We start from the raw sequence: 19,082 nt of genomic DNA on the forward strand, positions 1-19,082 counted from the left end.
GAGAAATCGCAATGTCTTCTGGTTAATGCACAGGCGGGTCAACGCGCGGGACTTGGCGGACCGGTGCCACCGGATCATTTGGTTCACGCGGGGGCCTTGCATCTTCTGGCACGTCATCGATCTGCATGTCGCTGGTCTTCACGTCGCTAAGATTACGCACACAGACAGTCAGCTTGCTACCGTCCCATTCAATCTCATTAAAGCTTGGCGGTGTCGAACGGGTGCGCTTGGACAAGGTGCCGGCACCGATCATTCTCACCGGACCGTTATCGGTTTCTTCCATGATATCGAACGCGTCATGGACGTGGCCGGAAAGGACAGCCTGTACCGGTCTCCGCGCCAGTTCTCGCAGAGCCTTATCGCCATGGCGGGTAAGAGCCGTCCCTTGGGTTCCAACCTCACGCAGAGGATGATGGACGGTGACCAGCGCTTTCGTACCGCTGGGCAGCGCATCGATCGCGGCGAGACATTTTTCCAGCGCAGCCGAAGAAACCCAGCCTTTTGACCAATTCAGGCGCGGTTGCATGCGCACCGCTGTCTTGAGTGGAACGACGGCAAGCGACCCCAGATCAAGTTCCTTTTCGACCTTCTCTTCCATACCGTGAAAGCGTTTGTAGGGAGCGAAGAAACGCTCGATAGGATTGAAATAGGGCATGTCGTGGTTTCCGACCTCGACAGTGACCGGCGCGGGAAGCGAATTGATCCAATGCGTCGCGGCCTCGAACTCCCGATGGCGCGCCCTCATTGTCAGGTCTCCGGTGATCGCAACAGCATCGGGCTGTCGTTCGACGATCTCCTGTTTGACCCAATCGAGAGCACGATTGTTTTCAAGGCCGAAGTGGATATCGGAAAGGTGGAATATGCGCCGGAATTCAGAAGCCATGATGCGTCGCTAGCAGATCGACCTCGCACGGTGCTACCGCGAACTCGGCCTTGGGGGAAAGGGTGGCCGGCTCGCCATCAATCAGTACCTCGACAGGGGCACCGTCGCAGGTTTCCAAAGTAATCCGGTCCACTAGCCCCAGTCGAGTGTGCGGCCCATCGCGAAAGCTCCGCCGCAACAATGCCCAGCTTTGGGCGAGCAATTCGCCCGCGCCTTCAGCATGAAACGCGTCGAGTTGCATGCCGCGATGGCTTGGCGTGAATTCGATGAGAGGGTAACCTTCTCTCTTGCCCAGTTCGGGATCATTGCAGCGCACCATCGATCCCCCGGTCGTTTCCGATAACGCTTCGCTTGTCCCGCCGGCCATCGCGGGTATGTCGAAATCCCGCATGGCTTCGCGCACGCTTGCCCAGGAAGTGCCCGGCCCTACGAGAAGGCCGGCCAGAGCATCCCCTTTTTCGCAACGTGCCATCAACGGCCGTACCGGACGCGCCGCGCCGCTTGCATGGCGTTCGATGATCCTTTCGAGATCTGCATCCGGGCCGTGAAGGCGCTTGCTCAAGAGGTTCATCGTGCCACCGGGCAGGACCATGACCGATCCGCCCCAACCTTGTAGTTTGGCGATAGCCGCATTCAGGGAGCCATCCCCGGTGAAGATCGCGAGACGACGGATGCCCTCGGCATCGAGTTCTTCGCGAGTGGGTAGTTCCTCATCCGGAAACCCAATCTTGCGAGAAATGGCAAAGCCTTTGTCTTTGCAATGGCTTTCGAGCATCTCGATGGCCTGATCGGTATTGCTGCCTGACCGTGAATTCGTGAGCAGCCAGATGGGATTATCACTCTCCATGCAGCATTAGCGCCTCATGCGGACGGCGGTTCCCTCCGCTCAAACTTTGCCTGTCAAGATCATCCAGGCCGTCCCGAAATTCAGCAGACTATATATGCCGTAGGCCCACGCCATACCCGTCCAGCCATTACCGGCCAGCAACATGGCGGCGAGAAGGATGAAGAATTCGAACCACAGCGAAAAGCGCCCTCCGCCGGTGCGATAAAAGCTCGGCAATGCATCGAGCATCGGATGCCCGCTTTCAAGCACCGCCTTGTGCGCGGCGAAGTTGCCGATGCCGAGGAGGAATACGATCAGAATGACCATCCCGTTAGGATAGGCATGATGTCAGCCGATTGCCAATCCTAGAGGCTCGGGATCAGCGGCCAGCCATAGCCTTTACTTTGGGCAAATAGGTGCGACCAATCCGGAGCGCTTCCCCGTCTTCCAGTTCTGCGGACCAGACACCCAAGCCATCGTGGCGCAGGCCTTTTATCCGGTCCTTGCGCAAAATGGTGGAGCGATGGATGCGAATGAATTTGGCCGGATCGAGCCGCTTCTCGAGCCCGGCGATGGTCTGCAGCAGGAGATAGCTGCGATCGTCGACATGGAGGCGGACGTAATCCCGCTCTGCATCGATCCGCGAAACTTCATCCGTATCGATTCGGATCAGCTCGCTACGATGAGGGATCCACAGTTCGTCCAGCCATTTGCTTTCCTGTCCGCTGGTCTCGCCGCGCCGAGCCAGAGCGCGCTGGATAGCGCGTTCGAGCCGTTCAGGTTTAACCGGCTTCAAGACATAGTCGACCGCATCGAGATCGAAGGCCTCGACTGCGTAGTTGTCGTGGGCTGTGACGAAGACCACCGCGGGCCGATCATCCTGCTTGGCCAGCGCACGAGCAACCGAAAGCCCATCGACCTCGGGCATAGTCATATCGAGCAAAATGAGGTCAGGGTCCTGCGCCTCGATCATTTCCAAGGCCTCGGCGCCATCGGCCGCTGTCCCCACGACCTCGATATGGGAGAGCTTGTTGCAGATAACGTGCATCCGCTCCAACGCCAGCGGCTCGTCATCGACGATGAGAGTTCGCAGTTTGCCTTGTATGTCTTCAGCCATGCTTCACCATCGGCAGCTTCAGTTCGGTTTCGTATCCGTCGGGCGTCTGGCCTGAATTGATCGATGCTTCGCGACCGAAACGTGCCTCCAGCCGGTCCCGCACATTGGCCAGACCGATACCGAATCCTCCGGTGTGACCAGAAGGCAGCCCCGGCCCATTGTCTCCTACGCGCAGGACCAACCACCCACCTTCCTCGCGCGCCACGATTGAAATGGTTACCGGGCGATTGCTTGCCGAGACGCCGTATTTTACCGAGTTTTCGACCAGAGGCTGAAGGATCATACCGGGCACCTTCAACTGTGCCAATTCATTGGGCAAATCGACCCGCGTCTTGAGCCTCTTGGGGAAACGGACCGCCTCGATCTCAAGGTAATGTTCCTGCAGATCGATCTCGTCTTCGAGGCTTACGTCGCCAGTCGAATCGTCGGCTAGCGAATGGCGGTAGAAACGCGAGATCGACTGAATCATCTCCTCGGCCCGGTCTTCCTTACCAGTCATCACGAGGGCCGAGAGAGAATTCAGAGTGTTGAAGAGAAAATGAGGATTCACTTGATACCGCAGCGAACGCAATTCTGCGGCCTTGGCGGCGCTCCGAAAGCGTTCGCCACGGCGTTCGGCCGCCTGCACTCGCGCGCCGGCGAGCAACGCAAAATAAAGCGCTGCCCAAGCTAGCAAAAGGAAATAGCGGTCGAGCCCCATTTCGATGAGTTGAAGCCAGCGATCCATTTCGCGGCCGTCCGGCAGGACGACTTGTGCCGTATTATTAGCAGGAGTAGCCGTGCCCAATGGCTCGCCTATCTTGGGTTCAGCAGGCACCGGACCTTCGATAATCAGATTGCCATTGTCATCCCGGCGGAGCGAGATACCTCGGTCTTGCGCGATCTTGGCTTCGTAACGCTCCTGAATAGAGGCGAAGAGCCATTGCTGCGATTGGGCGATAAGCAGGGCTGCAGGCAAAGCGAAGATCAAGGCTCCGCAAATCTGCAACGCCAATGAGCGATTGTCGAAGAGGCGGATGATTAGCCACAGGATGAAGGTCACACCCATTGCGGCGACCGTCACTGCCACTCGGCGCGATACGAGATCGAACTCGAAGTCGAGTCCGATCAGCCAGCCGCGGGCACTGATCAACAGGAAATAGGCTGACCACACGCACACGATCGACACGAGAACCGTGCGGATCGAGACGTTTCCGGTCTCGGGACTTGGCGTTCGTTCGGCGGTCAAAGCCAGGTTTCTTTGCCCGCAAGACTTACCGCAGGGAAGTCCGGCGGTCGGACTTCCCGTGCGGTTTGTCGATCAGCTAAGATCCTATCCGACGGGCTCGACCTCGCCGCTCGCGATCTTTTCGCGCCACCTCGCCGGAGCGAGTGTGTGTACATTGTTGCCTTGGGCGTCGACCGCTACCGTGACCGGCATGTCCTGGACTTCGAATTCGTAGATCGCTTCCATCCCCAGATCCTCGAACCCGACGACTTTGGCACCCTTGATGGCCCTGCTCACAAGGTAGGCAGCGCCGCCGGTAGCCATGAGATAGGCCACTTTGAAGCGGCTGATGACCTTGACCGCATCGTGGCCGCGCTCGGCCTTTCCGATCATGGCAAGCAGCCCGAGATCGAGCATCATTTCAGTAAACTTATCCATACGCGTGGCCGTCGTGGGGCCCGCGGGTCCGACGACCTCGCCCATCACCGGATCGACCGGGCCGACATAGTAGATTGCGCGCCCCTTGAATTCGACCGGGAGATTTTCGCCCTTTTCCAGCATGTCGTGAATGCGCTTGTGGGCGGCATCGCGGCCGGTGAGCATCTTGCCGGAAAGGAGCAGGCGATCGCCATGTTCCCAGCTTTCCACTTCTTCCGGCGTCAGATTATCGAGGTCGACTCGCTTGGCCGCGCTGTCGGGTTGCCAGGTAACCTGCGGGTAATCGTCGAGCTTGGGCGGTTCGAGATAAGCTGGCCCGGAGCCATTAAGCGTAAAATGCGCATGGCGCGTAGCCGCGCAGTTCGGGATCATTGCCACCGGCTTACCTGCGGCATGGCAGGGGGCATCCAAGATCTTCACGTCGAGCACGGTGGAAAGGCCGCCGAGTCCCTGAGCCCCGATCCCCTGAGCATTCACCGCATCGAAAATGTCGATCCGTAATTGCTCGATATCGGTCTTCGCACCGCGTTGCTTGAGTTGACCCATATCGATCGGGTCCATCAGGCTGAGCTTGGCCAGCTTCATGCAATGTTCGGCTGTGCCGCCGATGCCGATGCCTAGCATCCCCGGCGGGCACCAGCCGGCCCCCATGCTGGGCAGCTGTTCCACGACCCAGTCGACGATATTGTCGCTGGGGTTCATCATCTTGAACTTCGACTTGTTCTCGCTGCCACCGCCCTTGGCCGCAACGTCGATATCGATGGTATTGCCCGGGACCATCTCGACGGAGAGCACGCTGGGAGTGTTATCGCGCGTGTTACGGCGCGTGAACGCCGGATCCGCCAGAATTGAGGCGCGCAGCTTGTTATCGGGATGGGTGTAAGCCTGCCGCACGCCCTCATCGACCACTTCCTGAAGGCTGCGCTGGCTGTCGAGCCTGCAATTCATGCCCCATTTCACGAAGACGTTGACGATGCCGGTATCCTGACAAATCGGACGGTGCCCTTCGGCACACATGCGGCTGTTGGTGAGGATTTGCGCGATGGCATCCTTGGCTGCCGGACCCTGTTCTGCCTCATAGGCATCGCCGAGGGCGCGGATGTAATCCATCGGGTGATAGTAAGAGATATACTGGAGGGCGTCCTTCACGCTCTCGATCAAATCCTCTTCCTTGATAATAGTCATGTCGCTCATCGCGGCGCGTTCCCATGTTGCAGATTTGCGCTCCCCGATAGGCGCGTTCCCCGCCATCGGTCAAAGCGCTTGGAAGCAAAGTGTCTTGCGCCTAAGGCAACGCCTCGTCGCAACAGCGCGCTTGAAATGCCGTGTTATTGATGTAATACAGCCCTCGGATGACTATGACCACGACCACAGCCCGCCCCGATTACGCCGCCGCCCGCAAGGCTATGCTCGACAGCCAGCTGCGCACCAGCGGCGTCAACGAAGCCTTCGTTCTCGAACGCATGGGCACTGTCCCGCGTGAGGACTTCGTACCGGAGAATGCCAAAGGTACGGCATATATGGACCGTGCCATCCGGCTTGCCGATGGCGGTTTTCTGCCAGCACCGCTATTCCATGGTGCGATGCTGTCCGAAGCTCGGCCGACAACGCAAGACAAGGTCCTCGTCATCGAGGGCGGCAGTGGCTATCTGGCAACGCTTGTCGATCCGCTGGTCTCTTCGGTCACTTCGATCAGCCCGGCAGAGGCGCTGGAGGCGAAGAAAGGCAAGTACTCGCTGATACTTGTAGACGGCGCGATCGAGCACGTGCCCGATAACATTGCCAAAATGCTGGATGCAGACGGCCGGATCGTTACCGGCCTCGTCGAACGCGGCGTGACGCGGCTCGCGACCGGGAGGAAAGCCGGCAAAACAGTGGCTCTACTGCGACTCGCAGAGATGGGTATCCCGCGCATGGGCGAGTTCGACAAGCCAGAGAGCTGGAGCTTCTGAACATGAGCAAGGGCAGGGCAATCGGGCAGTTCGCAATCACCGCAAGCATTGCCGCCCTGACACTGGGGGCAAGTTCGGCGCACGCCGATACGCTTCAAGAAGCCCTGACAGAAGCCTATTTCAACAATCCGACGCTGGAAGCAGCACGGGCCGGTCAGCGGGCCACCGACGAGACGGTTCAAATCGAGCGAGCCGATGGTCTTCCTTCTGCCGAAGCAACTGCTTCCGTAACCGAATTCCTCAAGCAGAGTTCGACAAGCTTCTTTACGCCTGACCGGGCCCTGACGGCCGGTGTCGATCTGGGCGTACCCATCTATTCGGGCGGCGCGGTGAAGAATTCCGTACGCGCAGCCAAAGAGCGTGTCGCCGCCGGCCGAGCCGATCTGCGCGGTACGGAAAGCGCGATCTTCACGCAGGTCGTGGCCGCTTACATGGATGTGCTGAGAGGCCAGGCGCTGGTTTCGCTTTCACTCAACCAGGTCGATGTGCTTTCCGTGAATACGCAGGCAACCAGCGACCGCTTCGAAATCGGCGATCTGACACGCACCGATGTTGCCCAGTCCCAGGCCCGTCTGGCGTTGGCACAGGGCGATCTGCGGAGCGCTCAGGCAAATCTGATAGCCGCGCGTGAAGACTATATCGCCCTGGTCGGCGAAGCGCCGGATAACCTGCAGGCGCCACCACCGCTCGCCGGCCTACCGGCCGATGTCGAGACAGCCGTGGACGTAGCGCTCGAAAACAATCCGGACCTTATCGCAGCGAAGGAACGTGCCCAGGCATCGCGCTACGATATCAATGTCGCCGGTTCGAGCAGGCTTCCCCGGGTTTCGGTCTTCGCGGGATATGACTACCAGAATTTCCTCGGCAGCGTAGCGGACGCGCCGCTCGATCCGACCGATCCGGTCGGCCCCACGGTCGCCAGCCCGCAGACGACCACTGCGGCGCAGGCCGGCGTATCGCTTCGATTGCCGCTCTTCCAGGGTGGGCGCCCCGCAGCGCTTCAGCGCCAGGCCACCGCGCGTGCGAGTGCCGCACTGGAGCAAGTGATTGCGGCGGAACGCGATGTGATTGCGCAGGTGCGCTCCGCCTATTCGAGCTGGCAGGCATCGCTCGCCATCATCGAAAGTTCGCAAACAGCTGTTTCCGCTGCTGAGCTTAGTCTGGAAGGCGTGCGGGCCGAGAACTCGATCGGCAACCGCACTATACTCGACGTGTTGAATGCCGAACAGGAACTGCTGCAATCGCGCGTGGAGTTGGTCACGGCGCGCCGCAATGCTTACGTGGCGGGATTCTCGCTTCTTGCGGCCATGGGTCGGGCCGAAGCGCGTGATCTTGGCCTTGCCGAAGAAGGCGTCCTTTACGATCCTGTTGCCAATTACGACAGCGTGAGTGGACGGATCTGGGATTGGGAAAGCGTTCCCGAACCCGAAGCTGTCACCACCACCACCCGCGACATTCCCGCACCGACCTCAGAAATTCCCGAGGTTGCCGATCCGCGCGACAGGCCGTAGCGTAAGGCACGATCCACAACCGATACAGGCACAGCGGGGCAGACGCGGATTATGAAAATCAACGGTGAACCCTCGGTCGAAGAAATTCTCAATTCGATCAAGAAAGTGATCGCGCGCGATAGCGAAGGCAAGGTCGAGACACCGCAACGGCGCCGCGGCCTGATTGCTGGCGGCGCGGAACCGGCCGATGCGGAAGAAGCAGAGGACGTACTGGAACTGGGATCGGGCTTGGGCGAAGAGCTTCTCATTCAGGACAATGCAGACCTCGACGCGATATACGGCGAGGAACCGGGCGAAGACGATTACGAAGAAAGCCTGATCGCCGATGCTACGCGCAGTGCGATGCAGCAGAATTTCGCAGCGCTGACCATGCTTTCGAAGCCGGGCAAGCAACCTCATGTCGTTCGCCAAGGCGAAACATCGCTCGAAGGCCTTGTCCGGGAAATGCTGCGTCCGATGCTTTCCCAATGGCTCGATGATAATCTGCCCGGCATGGTCGAAGACATGGTGAAGGCCGAGATTTCCCGCATAGCTGGCAAGAAGCGCTAAAGCTCTACCCTTCCGCCTGCGGTCGCGCTACATCGCGCAACCATGACATTCCGCAACAGGGTCGCATTCCCGCTCGCCAGCGCATTTGCGCTTTTCGCCTATCCGCTTCTGGCGCAGACAGCGCCGGAACCAATGCAGGCGAGCGACCTCGTCACGATGCCGCGTCTCGGCAGCCCCACCGTATCACCCGACGGAACAATCGCCGTCTATTCGGTAACGACCACCGACCCGGAGGAGTTTGCGCGAGACAGCCAGCTCTATATGCGGTCGCTCGACAATTTGAACGCCACTCCCGTCGCGCTCGACTTGAAGGGTAGTGGGGCAAGCTTCGGCGGCGACGGCTGGCTCTATTATATGGCTAACGGTGCCGAGAATGACAGCACACAGGTGTGGCGGGCCATGGTTTCCGCTACCGGCACAGTAACGCAGAAAACGCAGGTCACCAGCATCGCACGCGGGGTTAACGGCTATTCCATTGCCAAGGACGGCAGCAAGATCGCGATCTGGACGGATATCGCCCGGAGCTGCACCGACATTGCATGCGATGACAGCGCCAAGTCCTATGCCCCGGGTCCTGGCGATGGCCGCCTCTATGAAGGTGATGGCGGATTTTACCGGCATTGGGACAGTTGGGAAACGCCGGGCACCTACAGCCGGGTTTTCGCCTTCCCGCTGCGCAATGGTCGGGTATCCGGTGAAGGCGTAGCCGTCGACGGGCCTCTCGGCGCTGGCGGTCCGGTTGGCGATACCCCCTCCATGCCCTTCGGTGGTGGAGAGGACCTAGCCTGGGCGCCTGACGGTTCAGGAATCTACTTCGCCGCTCGCAAGGCGGATGCTCAAGAACCGTATAGCGTGAACTTCGATATCTGGTGGAGTGATTTATCGGGCGCGGCGCCGACCAATCTGACTGTTGCGAACACTGCATTGGACATGCTGCCCACGCCTTCGCCGGACGGGCAGTATCTTGCCTATGTCGCCATGGCTCGTCCCGGCTATGAAGCAGATCGCCAAGTGGTCATGCTCCGCGATCTCAAGAGCGGTGTGACCACCGCACTTACGGGCGATTTCGACCGTAGCTTCGGCTCGCTCGCCTGGACGCCGGATTCACGTTGGATCGTCGGTACCGCGCAGGATGTACTGGATACACCTGCTTTCCGGATCGATCCGCGGACGGGCGCTGTAGAACGGCTCGATCTGATGGCCGGGAATGAAGCGCATATCGGCAATGTCGTTCCCCTGCACGGAGGCGATTTGCTGTTTACCAGAGACTCGATTGGTGCGCCCGCAGAACTGTTCCTATCGCAGGATTGGGATCAGGCCGAACCGTTGACGCAAGTGGCAACGGAAACGATCGGCAAGATGGCGCCCGTCGTGGTCGAGCGTTTCAGCTTTACCGGTGCGGGCGGCGACAAGGTCTGGGGCCAGATCACCAAGCTTGAAGGTCAGCAAGGACCGATGCCGGCGATCCTTTATGTTCACGGGGGACCGCAAGGGTCGTTTAACGACGGGTGGTCGAGCCGCTGGAACCCGAGAGTCGTAGCAAGCCAGGGTTACGCTGTTATCTCGGTCGATTTTCACGGGTCTACCGGATACGGACAGGCCTTTACCGACAGCATCAATCGCGATTGGGGAGGCAAGCCGCTCGAAGACCTCCAGCTGGGCCTTGCGGCGGCACTGAAGCAGGATCCCCAGATCGACGGCAACCGGGCATGCGCGATGGGTGCCAGCTATGGCGGTTACATGATGAACTGGATAGCGGGGAAATGGCCCGACCGGTTCGACTGCTTGGTGCAACATGACGGCCTCTTCGACATGCGCAGCTTCTATTACACCACCGAAGAGCTGTGGTTTCCCAAGTGGGACTTCGGCGGAAGCTATGCCGACAACAAGCAGCTCTACGAACGCTGGAATCCGGTCAATCACGTCGAAAACTGGAAGACCCCGATGCTCGTGGTGACCGGGGAAAAGGATTTTCGCGTTCCCTACACGCAGGGTCTGGCGGCCTTCACCGTGTTGCAGGAACGTGAAATTCCCAGCCAGCTTCTGGTCTTCCCGGAAGAGAACCACTGGGTGCTCGATCCGAAGAACTCGCTGCAGTGGCACAACACCGTGTTTACATGGCTGGACCGTTGGCTGAAGCCGGATGAGTAAGAAGGGCCTCGAAAAAGCACAGAAGGCGCTCGGCAAGATCGGCGGTGAGACTGCCGAGCGTCAGATTTTCCTGTGCGCGATCAGCGAAAAGCAGAAATGCTGTTCGCGCGAGGAAGGCAAGGCCGCGTGGAGCTATCTGAAGAAACGTTTGAAGGAATTGAACCTCGTGGGGCGGGGAGGGACCGTTCAGCGAACCAAAGCTGATTGCCTGCAGGTTTGCGCACACGGGCCTATCGCCGTCGTCTGGCCGGAAAACATCTGGTACCATTCCTGCACCGAAGATGTGCTGGAAGCCATTATCCAGCGCCACCTGATTGGGGGCGTTCCGGTCGAGGAATACCGGCTGCGTTCGCCCGAGGACGCCTAGTCTTCGTCGATCTTGTTGTCGGGTAGACTATTATCGACCGATTCGTCGTGACCCGTGCCTGACGAGAGGAACATCAGTCCCATCAGCGCGCCCGCCAACAGCATGGTGAAAGCGATGCCGAGCGCAGTGGCAATGTAGAAATGGACCGAGACGTCCTCGAATTTCCATAGCAGCGCCATGGCGATCGCCACGATTCCCGCCGTCATCAGGAAAAGAAAGCGCATGATTCGCCGGAAGCGTGCCCACGCGTAAGCCGCAGCTTCAGGGTCGTCGAGGGGGGATTTTCCAGCCATGCCTCGGCTCAATGCCCCGATGCGCCGCCGCTTTCAACGGCGGTTTGAGTTCGATTCGCCAATTGTTGGGAAAAGTGGCATCTTCCCCTCAGGCGAATTTGTGGAGGAGAAGCAGGCATGAACGTTGGCAAGCTTATCGAGGACCGGGCAAGTTCGGACATTATCTCCGTCAGCGTCGATCAACCGGTACGCGAAGCAGTGGCGGTTCTCGCTCCGAAGCGAATCGGCGCACTCCCGGTAATGCAGGGCGGCGCAGTTGCCGGAATCTTTTCCGAACGCGATGTAATCTACCGGCTTGCCGATGAGGGACAGTCCTGTCTCGATCGCCCGGTCGGTGAGGTTATGACTGCTCCTGCCATTACGATCGATCGAGATACAGATATTCTCGATGCGCTGGGCCTGATGAGCAAGCGCCGGATCCGCCATTTGCCGGTCCTGGAGGGGCAGACCATGTGCGGCTTCATCTCGATCGGCGATCTGGTGCAGGGGAGGCTGGACGAAATCCAGCGAGAAGCCTCTGCAATGCGCGCCTACATCCAGACGGCTTGAGTGCAAGCCATGCGCTCCCTACATCGCTAGCATGGCCGAAATGCTCACCCTTACACCCGCTGCTGCCAAGCGCGTCGCCACTATTGCCGACAAGCAGGCAAAACCGGCGATTCTGCGACTTTCTGTCGAGGGCGGAGGCTGTTCCGGTTTCCAGTACAAATTCGACTTGGCGGATGAGCAGGCAGAGGACGATTCCGTAAGCGATACGGATGGCGTTCGCTTGGTCGTTGATCCCGTCAGTCTCGATCTTGTCGCTGGCAGCGTGGTGGATTTCGTCGAATCCCTGGGCGGAGCGGCATTTCGGGTGGAAAATCCGAATGCTGCTGCAGGCTGCGGTTGCGGCTCGAGTTTCGGCATTTAGGTTAGACCCACGCCGCAGCTTCAGGCATGGAAACGTTCATGCGTATAGCGACTTTCAACATCAACGGAATCAAGGCGCGCCTGCCGCGTCTGCTGGAATGGCTGAAGGAAACCCAGCCCGACGTCGCCTGCTTGCAGGAAATCAAGACGATGGATGACGGCTTTCCAGCAGAGGATTTCACGAAGATCGGCTATGAAGCGATCTGGCACGGTCAGAAGAGCTTCAACGGGGTCGCCATTCTCGCCAAGGGTACGAAACCAGTCGAAATTCAGCGCGGGCTGGGAATTGACGGGCCGAAAGAGGGCGAGGGCGAACAGGCCCGGTATCTTGAGGCAGACGTACGCGGTGTTCGCATCTGCAATCTCTACTTGCCCAACGGCAATCCGCACCCGGGGCCAAAGTTCGATTACAAGCTTTCCTGGATGGAAAAGCTGCGTGCCAGGATGAAATCGATCTGGGACGAGGAAGTGCCGGCCATCGTGCTGGGCGACTTCAACGTCATTCCCGAAGACAAGGACGTTTGGTCACCGAAGGCCATGGCCAGTGATGCCCTCATGCAGCCGGAAAGCCGTGATGCGTACCAGCGCATGCTTGCCGACGGCTGGACCGATGCGATTGACACTCTCAATCCACGTGGTGGCGTATGGACCTTCTGGGACTACCAAGCAGGTGCATGGCAACGCGATCATGGCTTCCGGATCGATCACCTCCTGCTTTCGCCGGAACTGGCCGATCGCATGGCTGCCGCGGGTGTCGATAAGGAATATCGCGGCCGAGAGAAATCGAGCGATCACACTCCGGTGTGGGTCGAAATCCGCGACTGATATGTCGGAGGACCGCTTCCCCTGAGAAAGCGGTCCTCCGAATCAGCGTTTCGATTATCAGCGGTAAAAGATATGCGTGTCGATCGTCGCGCGGGCGATCTTTTTACGCGCCCAGCTCGGCTTCACATACTTCGCGTGGAAATAGAGCGCGTCGTGTGCCTCGCTATCCCACAGACCCTGGTGAGCGATGCGTGCGATAGCCTTGGCGCGCTTCCAAGCGGTGGAACCAGTCTTGATGCGTGGCATTGCGCCGCCCCGTACGAAACTGAACTGCGAGCGCTGATAGACTACACCGCAATAGCTAGAGGGGAACTGGCGAGATTCGCTGCGGTTCACAATGACCTGCGCAACAGCCAGCTGGCCATCAAGCGGCTCGCCGCGAGATTCGAAATAGACAGCGCCGGCAAGGCAGCGCATTTCGTCCGAGAGGTTCTCCGTCGCGGGCATTTCAGCGACCAGTTCATGGAGGCTTGCAGCCTCGGAAAATTCACCGCTGGATTCTTGTACAGCTTCTTCGGGAAGCTCCTGAACCACTTCTTCGCCCACGAAGACCGGAACGACTTCGGTCGTAAGGGCGGTATCTTCAGCAGTGGTTTCTGCAGTCGCCTGAGCGGCCTGCGCGCCGGTTTCTTCCGCACCGGCAAACGTTGCAACCATAGTTGCGGCCGCAGCCGCCATACCAAACAGATATTTACGCATGATCCCGCTTATCTTGGCGGTGAGTAGCAGTCGCAGGCTGGGATCCTTTGCGCGTTTCGTGCGTCTAAAAGGTCGGATCCGTCAACGGGCCTGCCGCTTTCTCCCCGTCTGCGTGCTAGTCTGCTGACACCATTGCCAACGCGACCGCCTGCGCATCGAAGCTGGCGGGCCAAATAGTGTCATCCGCAACCATGTCAAGTTAACGGGCCGTAGGATCGATCAACCGTTCCACATCCGGGCCGTCCAGTTCAATAAACCAGCAATCCGGATCCTGTGTCTGCCTTCGAGCGACATATTCATCAAATTCTTGCGGTTTATCAGGATCTTGGGTCTTGCTAGGCACGAAATGGCGTGTCCCATCCATTTGGGGCATGCGTTCCCAAAGGCGGGTATTTTTGCCACTATTCGTGGTTAATATCACGAGGGTACCAGCGTCGCGCTCTCCCTTCTGCAACACCATACCAAATCCGCCGAGGGCCTGAGTCAGCTTAAGCAAGCCGGAAACTTCCAAATGAGCCGGAAGTCTGTCATCGCCCATCATCGAGCGTAACCCGGCAGGCCGGAGAGCGCGATACGCGATTTCATGAAGGTGCCGGTTCCACGGCCGATCTCGTCCCCTTCGGCATCGACCAAACGTGCCTCGGCAACAAACACGCGCCTTTTCCCGCTTACCCAGCGCCCTTCCGCCACCACTGTGCCTTCACGCACTGGCTTAGTGAAATGGAGGTTGAACGATGTGGTGAGAAGGAACCGGTCGGTGACCAGCGTATTGGCCGCATAGAAGGCCGCATCGTCGAGCATCTTGAAATAGAGAGTGCCATGAGCAGCCCCTGCAGCATGGAACACGTCTTCACTTATGTCGAAGGTTATCCTCGCTGAACCTTCCCCGGTTACTTCGAGGGAGGAGGCGAACTTCGCGTTCACCGGCGCCGATGCGTACAGGCGCTCCAATGCTCGCCAGTGCCGCTCGGCCCCGCTGCTCGCCTCCTCGTTGATGCTCATCTCTGTTTGTCGAACCCTTAACTACGCGGTTCGACCCAGCCTATCGAGCCGTCCGCACGGCGATAGACCATATTGTGTTTTTCTGTGGCCCCGTTCTTGAAAAGAAGGGCATTGGTATTCTGCAGATCCAGCATCATCACTGCATCGGCCACCGAACATTCAGGGATCATGGCACTCGTTTCGGCGATGATCGGCGGACTGTCGTGTTCGATTTCAGCCTCGCTCTCCGGTTCCGGCGCGGCGAAGATCGTATAGGCAGCTTCCTGTTCGCGCATCGCGTGATCGGCCTGCTCATGGCGGTCCTTGATCCGGCGCTTATAGCGGCGCAACTGCTTCTCGATCTTCGCTGCAGCGACATCGAATGCCTGATGAACATCGTGGGCTTCGGCATGCCCTTTTAGAATGAGGCCCTGCATTACATGGGTCACGATGTCGGCCGAAAACGCGCCGCCTGCCGCCTTGCCGAAAGTGACATGACTGGAGATGGCGCGATTGAAGTATTTCTCCACTATGCCCTGCAATCGGTCCTCGACATGGGTCTGCAAGGCTGCGCCGGTGTCGATCTGGTGGCCCGAAACACGGATATCCATAAGCGTCATTCTCCTTTTTATCGCGCCCTGCCGATCCCTCCGGCCCCGTCCGACCGGAACACATGCGCCGGGGACTTACCCCCAGAGAGGGTTTTCGATCCCGGTCATGAACTCTCTGTGCCGTGCCAGTTCTTCTGGTGTCGGCGAATGGGGCCGTGGTTCGCGGCGCGGCCCGTCGGGCGCCCTGCGCACAGCAACGAATTCCGGAGCAGGCACGGCTTTCGCCTGCTCTGCGGCAAGCTCCAGGCCGATCTGACGGCCACCTTTAAGTTCGACATATACTTGGGCAAGCAACTCGGCATCAAGCAATGCCCCGTGCTTGACACGGTGGCTGCGATCGATGCCATATCGGCTACAAAGGGCGTCGAGCGATAGTTTGGCGCCAGGGTGGCGCTTCTTTGCCAGTTGCACCGTATCCACCATGCGGGTCATGCACACGGGTTCGCATCGGCACAGCGCCAGTTCCGCATTCAGAAAACCAAAGTCGAACCCAGCATTGTGCGCAATCAGCGGGGAGTCCGCGATGAATTCGAGGAGGTCCTGGAACGTGTCCCGAAAAAATGGCTTGTCCGCCAGGAATGCCGCCGAAAGCCCATGCACGGCTTCCGCGCCAGCGGGCATATCTCGCTCGGGATTGTAATAGGCGTGGAAGGTATTTCCCGTGGGGACCAGATTGACCATCTCGACACAGCCGATTTCCACCATCCGATCGCCCGTCTTGGGGTCGAGGCCGGTGGTTTCGGTATCGAAAACTATTTCACGCATTGGGTATGCTATCGGACTCGGAAGCGCATATTACAAGGGGTCACGGTGCTTCGCGGCCTCACGCAACAAGCATGTTAGCGCAACAACCTCTTCTTCGGTTGCCGCCAGCGATTGTCCGGTATCGATAATGTGATCGGCCCGCGCGCGCTTTTCTGAATCGGGCATTTGCAGTGATAGAATCTGGGCAAACTTCTCAGGAGTCATATCCTGCCGGGCGAGAACGCGCTGTCGTTGAATCTCGGAAGGTGCTGAGACGACCACGACACGATCCACAGACGCCTCTCCGCCTTTTTCGTAGAGCAAGGGAATGTCAAAGATCACGAATGGGACGTCACCGTGCTTTTCGAGAAATGCCTTCCGCTTTTGTGCAACTGCAGGATGAACGAGCGCCTCGAGCCTCGCAAGCGCTGCTTTGTCGCCGAAGACTTGCTTACCAAGCTTATCACGCAATACGCCTGCCGCATCGGTGCTGCCGGGAAACTCCGATTCGATAGCTTCGACCAATTCGCCGCCGCGACCCTGCATAGCGCGCACTTCGGCGTCGGCATCGAAAACCGGTATGCCCTCCGCAGCGAACATTGCCGCAACGGTCGATTTCCCCATACCTATAGAGCCAGTAAGCCCGATAACGAGCGGCCGTTTCACGCTATCAACCGCTGACGAAGTTGCGCATCGGTATCCCGTGGCGGTTCATGCTCAAAGAAATAGGTGAATGCTGCCGCCGCCTGACCGATCAGCATGGACAGCCCGTCGATAGTCTCGAAGCCAGCCCTGCGGGCGCCCCTTAAAAAATCGGTTTCCACCGGATCGGTAACGATGTCGTAAGCGATTGAACCCGGAGGTGCATGGCTCCAGTCGAAGGGAAGGGCCGGCTGGCCGCGCATGCCCAGAGGGCTGGCGTTGATGACGAGATCGCAGCAACCTTGCCGATCATCGAAAGCAAAATCGGTTGCGCTGGCAAAATGATCGAGCGGCGCTACATGATGCTCGCCATCCACCAGACTATCCAACAAGGCGCGGGCCTTTCCCGGATCGCGCCCGGCGAGGACCAAGGTAAAACCTTCTGCTGCAAGTCCCGCTACGATCGCCCTTGCAGCACCTCCGGTGCCCAGGACGCGGGCCATGCGGAAATAGTGCTGGCTCGCAAGCCGCGCTCTGAGCGGTTCGAGAAACCCGCCGACATCGGTATTGCGGCCGACCAACGCCCCGTCCTTTGCGCGGTGGATCGTGTTGACGGCACCCACGCGTTTCGCCAGCGGTTCCAGCCTGTCTACCAGCGGCAGAACCGCCTGTTTGTGCGGCATCGTGACGTTGCATCCGCGCCATAGAGGATCTGTACGACGTGCTGCCAGATAGCTTTTCAACTCGTCGGAACGGACGTGGTGGGCGCGATAGGCGGCATCGAGCCCAAGCCTTTTGATCCAGTATCCGTGAATGGCAGGGGACTTGGATTGCGAAATGGGATCGCCGATAACCTCTGCGTATTGGGTCACGAGGGGAGAACGCCTTCCTCGCGCAAGGCATCCAGCACCTGGAGGAGGGGCATACCCAGAACGGTAAACTGGTCGCCCATGATGCTCTCGAATAGCTGGACGCCGGGGCCTTCGATGCGGAACACGCCGACGCAATAGGACACGGCCGGCCATTCGGCATCGAGATAGGCGGCGATGAAATCTTCGCTAAGGTCTCTCATACGGAGGCGGGCGAAGTCGGAGCCGACCCAGATGATCTGGCCGTCTTTGGCGAGGGCGGCGGCGCTGTGGAGGGTCATGACCTTGCCCGAGAAGAAACGCAGGTGTTCGGCTGCCTGTTCGCGGCTTTCCGGCTTGTCGAAGCGGCGCCCGTCGACCTCCACCAGCGAATCGCTGCCGAGCACGAGGCGGGCGTCCGATACGGCGGCGGCCTTGGCGGCTGCCAGCGCCTGCGCCACCTCGGCGGGGTCGGCGCCCTCCATCTCGGCCTCGAGCGCGCGCTCGTCCACCTCGGCGGAGCGCGCCTCGAAGGCCACACCGGCAGCCTCCAGCATAGCCTTGCGTGAGGCGGAATTCGACGCGAGCACGATGCCGCTGCCCGAGATACCGCTCATATCGCCTTCACTCCTTCGAAATCGCCGCCTTCGCGCTGGCTGCGCTCGCCATAGAGGCGGATGATGGCGGCCGCGGTTTCCTCGATCGAGCGGCGGGTGACGTCGATCACCGGCCAGCCGTTATCGGCAAACATGCGCCGGGCAAAGGCCACTTCGCTCTTCACCTTCTCATTGTCGACATAGGCGGTTTCCGACTGTTCGTTCAGCGTCAGCAGCCGGTTGCGCCGGATCTGGACCAGCCGTTCGGGCGCGGTGGTGAGGCCCACCACCATGGGGTTCTTGAGCCGAAACAGTTCGGGCGGCGGCGGGCTTTCCACTACCAGCGGTATATTGGCGACCTTGTATCCGCGATTGGCGAGATAGATGCTGGTCGGCGTCTTGGAGCTGCGCGAAACGCCGGCCAGCAGGATATCCGCCTCTTCCCATTCGTCCCACAGGATGCCGTCATCATGGGCGATGGTGAACTGGATCGCCTCCACCCGGTCGAAATAGGCCTTGTCCATCTGGTGCTGCTTGCCCGGGCGCCCGTGGGCTTCCTGCCCCAGCGCCTTCTCCAGCGCGGCGGTCACCCGGTCGAGGATAGGCACGGCGGGCAGGCCATGGGTCCGGCACACATCTTCCAGCCGCGCCCGCGCATCGGCATTCACCAGCGTGAACAGCACCAGGCCCGGATTGGCCTTGAGCTCGGGCACGATCCGGTCAAGATGCTGGCGGCTCCTGACCATGGGCCAGAAATGGCGCACCACATTGGCATCGTCGAACTGGGCAAGCGCCGCTTTTGCCAGCATTTCCAGCGTTTCGCCGGTGCTGTCGGAAAGCAGGTGAAGGTGGATACGGTCGGAGATGATATCCTCGCTGGGGGCCTGTGGACAGGCATGGGATAAACCACGGGACAGCTCTGCCGACAAGTTC

General features: G+C 59.6%; 24 protein-coding genes. 8 read left to right on the plus strand and 16 right to left on the minus strand.

Features of this window, described 5'->3' with window-relative positions:
* Positions 1 to 22: 22 nt before the first annotated feature.
* The 6 genes from ACYQ0G_RS08930 to ACYQ0G_RS08955 all read right to left on the minus strand — a co-directional run bounded on the left by ACYQ0G_RS08930 (position 23) and on the right by ACYQ0G_RS08955 (position 5,656).
* Positions 23 to 883, minus strand: a complete 861-nt coding sequence (locus ACYQ0G_RS08930) for a metallophosphoesterase family protein (RefSeq protein WP_460101769.1) — start codon at positions 881 to 883, stop codon at positions 23 to 25.
* A complete protein-coding gene (locus ACYQ0G_RS08935) occupies positions 873 to 1,730 on the minus strand; it encodes a diacylglycerol kinase family protein (protein WP_460101771.1) in 858 nt (285 codons plus the stop codon). The genes ACYQ0G_RS08930 and ACYQ0G_RS08935 overlap by 11 nt, the downstream gene beginning before the upstream one ends.
* A 39-nt stretch (positions 1,731 to 1,769) precedes the next feature.
* A complete protein-coding gene (locus ACYQ0G_RS08940; RefSeq protein WP_460101773.1) occupies positions 1,770 to 2,036 on the minus strand; it encodes a hypothetical protein in 267 nt (88 codons plus the stop codon).
* A gap of 52 nt (positions 2,037 to 2,088) precedes the next feature.
* On the minus strand, positions 2,089 to 2,826 hold the full coding sequence (locus ACYQ0G_RS08945) for a LytR/AlgR family response regulator transcription factor (protein WP_460101775.1): 738 nt from the start codon (positions 2,824 to 2,826) through the stop codon (positions 2,089 to 2,091).
* Positions 2,819 to 4,054, minus strand: a complete 1,236-nt coding sequence (locus tag ACYQ0G_RS08950; RefSeq protein ID WP_460101777.1) for a sensor histidine kinase — start codon at positions 4,052 to 4,054, stop codon at positions 2,819 to 2,821. Before ACYQ0G_RS08950 ends, ACYQ0G_RS08945 begins: the two co-directional genes overlap by 8 nt.
* Before the next feature lie 84 nt (positions 4,055 to 4,138).
* A complete protein-coding gene (locus ACYQ0G_RS08955) occupies positions 4,139 to 5,656 on the minus strand; it encodes a fumarate hydratase (protein WP_460102817.1) in 1,518 nt (505 codons plus the stop codon).
* A gap of 173 nt (positions 5,657 to 5,829) precedes the next feature.
* Between ACYQ0G_RS08955 and ACYQ0G_RS08960 the strand changes: the two genes are divergently transcribed.
* The 5 genes from ACYQ0G_RS08960 to ACYQ0G_RS08980 are packed head-to-tail and all read left to right on the plus strand — an operon-like array spanning position 5,830 to position 11,001.
* Complete coding sequence (locus tag ACYQ0G_RS08960) at positions 5,830 to 6,423, plus strand: protein-L-isoaspartate O-methyltransferase family protein (RefSeq protein WP_460101779.1); 594 nt, start codon at positions 5,830 to 5,832, stop codon at positions 6,421 to 6,423.
* Between the two features lie 2 nt (positions 6,424 to 6,425).
* Positions 6,426 to 7,934: a TolC family outer membrane protein gene (locus ACYQ0G_RS08965; RefSeq protein ID WP_460101780.1), complete on the plus strand. Its 1,509-nt coding sequence runs from the start codon at positions 6,426 to 6,428 to the stop codon at positions 7,932 to 7,934.
* 51 nt (positions 7,935 to 7,985) lie between these two features.
* Positions 7,986 to 8,483 carry a DUF2497 domain-containing protein gene (locus tag ACYQ0G_RS08970; RefSeq protein ID WP_460101782.1) on the plus strand — a complete coding sequence of 166 codons (498 nt, stop codon included), beginning with the start codon at positions 7,986 to 7,988 and terminating at the stop codon, positions 8,481 to 8,483.
* A 42-nt stretch (positions 8,484 to 8,525) separates the two neighbouring features.
* Positions 8,526 to 10,634: a dipeptidyl-peptidase 5 gene (locus ACYQ0G_RS08975; protein ID WP_460101784.1), complete on the plus strand. Its 2,109-nt coding sequence runs from the start codon at positions 8,526 to 8,528 to the stop codon at positions 10,632 to 10,634.
* Positions 10,627 to 11,001 (plus strand): (2Fe-2S) ferredoxin domain-containing protein, encoded by a 375-nt coding sequence (locus ACYQ0G_RS08980; RefSeq protein ID WP_460101786.1) that lies wholly within the window; start codon positions 10,627 to 10,629, stop codon positions 10,999 to 11,001. The genes ACYQ0G_RS08975 and ACYQ0G_RS08980 overlap by 8 nt, the downstream gene beginning before the upstream one ends.
* Here the strand turns inward: ACYQ0G_RS08980 and ACYQ0G_RS08985 are convergent.
* A complete protein-coding gene (locus ACYQ0G_RS08985; protein ID WP_460101788.1) occupies positions 10,998 to 11,294 on the minus strand; it encodes a hypothetical protein in 297 nt (98 codons plus the stop codon). The genes ACYQ0G_RS08980 and ACYQ0G_RS08985 overlap by 4 nt on opposite strands.
* Positions 11,295 to 11,411: 117 nt before the next feature.
* Between ACYQ0G_RS08985 and ACYQ0G_RS08990 the strand changes: the two genes are divergently transcribed.
* From ACYQ0G_RS08990 to xth, 3 genes are read left to right on the plus strand one after another with little or no spacing between them, the layout of a single operon-like run.
* The gene (locus ACYQ0G_RS08990) at positions 11,412 to 11,843 is read left to right on the plus strand and encodes a CBS domain-containing protein (protein ID WP_460101790.1); all 432 of its coding nucleotides are present in this window, start codon (positions 11,412 to 11,414) and stop codon (positions 11,841 to 11,843) included.
* 31 nt (positions 11,844 to 11,874) lie between these two features.
* Positions 11,875 to 12,204, plus strand: coding sequence for an iron-sulfur cluster insertion protein ErpA (gene erpA, locus ACYQ0G_RS08995; protein WP_460101792.1), 330 nt, complete (start codon positions 11,875 to 11,877; stop codon positions 12,202 to 12,204).
* A gap of 38 nt (positions 12,205 to 12,242) precedes the next feature.
* A complete protein-coding gene (gene xth, locus ACYQ0G_RS09000) occupies positions 12,243 to 13,028 on the plus strand; it encodes an exodeoxyribonuclease III (protein WP_460101793.1) in 786 nt (261 codons plus the stop codon).
* Positions 13,029 to 13,085: 57 nt separating this feature from the next.
* On the opposite strand, the gene ACYQ0G_RS09005 is transcribed toward xth, so the two are convergent.
* From ACYQ0G_RS09005 to ACYQ0G_RS09045, 9 genes are all read right to left on the minus strand, one after another.
* Complete coding sequence (locus tag ACYQ0G_RS09005; protein WP_460101795.1) at positions 13,086 to 13,727, minus strand: cell wall hydrolase; 642 nt, start codon at positions 13,725 to 13,727, stop codon at positions 13,086 to 13,088.
* A 199-nt stretch (positions 13,728 to 13,926) separates the two neighbouring features.
* Positions 13,927 to 14,268 carry a DUF1491 family protein gene (locus ACYQ0G_RS09010; RefSeq protein WP_460101797.1) on the minus strand — a complete coding sequence of 114 codons (342 nt, stop codon included), beginning with the start codon at positions 14,266 to 14,268 and terminating at the stop codon, positions 13,927 to 13,929.
* On the minus strand, positions 14,265 to 14,729 hold the full coding sequence (locus ACYQ0G_RS09015) for a PaaI family thioesterase (RefSeq protein WP_460101799.1): 465 nt from the start codon (positions 14,727 to 14,729) through the stop codon (positions 14,265 to 14,267). The genes ACYQ0G_RS09010 and ACYQ0G_RS09015 overlap by 4 nt, the downstream gene beginning before the upstream one ends.
* A 17-nt stretch (positions 14,730 to 14,746) precedes the next feature.
* Positions 14,747 to 15,319 carry a ribosome hibernation-promoting factor, HPF/YfiA family gene (gene hpf, locus ACYQ0G_RS09020; protein WP_460101801.1) on the minus strand — a complete coding sequence of 191 codons (573 nt, stop codon included), beginning with the start codon at positions 15,317 to 15,319 and terminating at the stop codon, positions 14,747 to 14,749.
* Positions 15,320 to 15,394: 75 nt separating this feature from the next.
* Positions 15,395 to 16,084, minus strand: a complete 690-nt coding sequence (gene dnaQ, locus ACYQ0G_RS09025) for a DNA polymerase III subunit epsilon (RefSeq protein WP_460101803.1) — start codon at positions 16,082 to 16,084, stop codon at positions 15,395 to 15,397.
* A gap of 30 nt (positions 16,085 to 16,114) precedes the next feature.
* Complete coding sequence (gene coaE, locus ACYQ0G_RS09030) at positions 16,115 to 16,729, minus strand: dephospho-CoA kinase (protein WP_460101805.1); 615 nt, start codon at positions 16,727 to 16,729, stop codon at positions 16,115 to 16,117.
* Complete coding sequence (locus ACYQ0G_RS09035; RefSeq protein ID WP_460101807.1) at positions 16,726 to 17,577, minus strand: shikimate dehydrogenase family protein; 852 nt, start codon at positions 17,575 to 17,577, stop codon at positions 16,726 to 16,728. The genes coaE and ACYQ0G_RS09035 overlap by 4 nt, the downstream gene beginning before the upstream one ends.
* The gene (locus tag ACYQ0G_RS09040) at positions 17,574 to 18,170 is read right to left on the minus strand and encodes a Maf family protein (RefSeq protein ID WP_460101809.1); all 597 of its coding nucleotides are present in this window, start codon (positions 18,168 to 18,170) and stop codon (positions 17,574 to 17,576) included. The genes ACYQ0G_RS09035 and ACYQ0G_RS09040 overlap by 4 nt, the downstream gene beginning before the upstream one ends.
* A complete protein-coding gene (locus ACYQ0G_RS09045) occupies positions 18,167 to 18,958 on the minus strand; it encodes a pyruvate, water dikinase regulatory protein (protein WP_460102819.1) in 792 nt (263 codons plus the stop codon). Before ACYQ0G_RS09045 ends, ACYQ0G_RS09040 begins: the two co-directional genes overlap by 4 nt.
* Positions 18,959 to 19,082 lie beyond the last annotated feature (124 nt).

The organism is Qipengyuania triglochinis (assembly GCF_054655615.1).